The following is a 1,107-nucleotide window of genomic DNA, read 5'->3' on the forward strand; positions in this document are numbered from 1 at the left end:
CCTAGGTGTAACCGGCCATCAGGTTGGTGACACGACGCGGCTGATCGGGGGCTGGCCTCCGAGGGCGTGGTGACCTCGCTGAGTGTTGTACGTCTTCAGCCAGGGAGCTAGTGCCCGAGCTCGGGCGGCGTTGCTGGCGAAGGGACGGCGGTAGGCCCACTCGAGGGCCAGGGTCCGGTTGAACCGTTCGACCTTCCCGTTCTGCCACGGGCAATGTGGCCGGATCCGGCGGTGCTTGGCGCCGATCGCCTCGATCGCGGCGGCGAAGTCCCTGGAGTGGACGTAGTTGAAGGCGTTGTCCGTGATCACCTCACGCACGGTGATGCCATGGGCGGCGAACCAGGCCGCCGCACGCAGGACGAATTCCGCTGTGGTCGGACCTTTCTCGTCGGGCAGGATCTCGGCGTAGGCCAGGCGCGAGTGGTCATCGACGGCGGCGTGGACGTAGTCGAACCCGATCTTCGGCCGCTTGTGCTTGTCCGCGGTAGTCACCGCTCGACCGTGAACACGCCAGCCGCCGCCGGGCGGGATCTTGCCGAGCTTCTTCACGTCGACATGGATCAGATCACCGGGATGGTCGCGTTCGTAACGGCAGGTCGTAACCCTCGACGCCCTGATCGGCAGCCCGGTGATCGGGTCACACTCAGCCAGGCGGGGCACCCCGTGGCGGGCCAGGATCCGCGACACGGTCCGGGCCGGCACCTTCGTGGCCGCTGCCACGACATCCCGCCCGGCGCGCAGTTTCGCCCGAGCCGCCAGGACCCGGGTCTCGACCTTCACCGACGTGGCCGACGGCATCCGGTGCGGGCGGCTGGAGCGATCCCGCAGGCCCGCCTCGCCCTCGCACAGATAGCGGGCCACCCACCGGTGCGCACACTGCCGAGACACCCCCAACTCCCGGGCGACGTGCGCGACCGGCCGACCATCCCGCACGACGCGCAGAACCAACAGCAGGCGCCCGTGCACGGTCAGACGGGCATTAGCGTGGGACATGAGACCTCCGGTTGTGGTGACTGACTTCGCAATCACCACCGCACCGGAGGTCTCACTACGTGATCAAGCTGCCGCGCCGACCGTCACCAACGTCCTGGCCGGTTACACCTAGGC

Annotated in this window: 1 protein-coding gene; it reads right to left on the reverse strand. The window is 68.4% G+C overall.

Features of this window, described 5'->3' with window-relative positions; genetic code table 11:
• Positions 1-18 precede the first annotated feature (18 nt).
• Positions 19-993 (reverse strand): IS481 family transposase, encoded by a 975-nt coding sequence (locus ACIB24_RS23000; protein ID WP_398284553.1) that lies wholly within the window; start codon positions 991-993, stop codon positions 19-21.
• Positions 994-1,107: the final 114 nt, after the last annotated feature.

This window comes from Spongisporangium articulatum, from assembly GCF_044465595.1.
GTDB lineage: Bacteria > Actinomycetota > Actinomycetes > Actinomycetales > Kineosporiaceae > Spongisporangium > Spongisporangium articulatum.

Bases quoted from the DNA above. Each gene is read 5' to 3' on its own strand.
- ACIB24_RS23000 (WP_398284553.1), bottom strand. From the start codon at position 993: ATGTCCCACGCTAATGCCCGTCTGACCGTGCACGGGCGCCTGCTGTTG.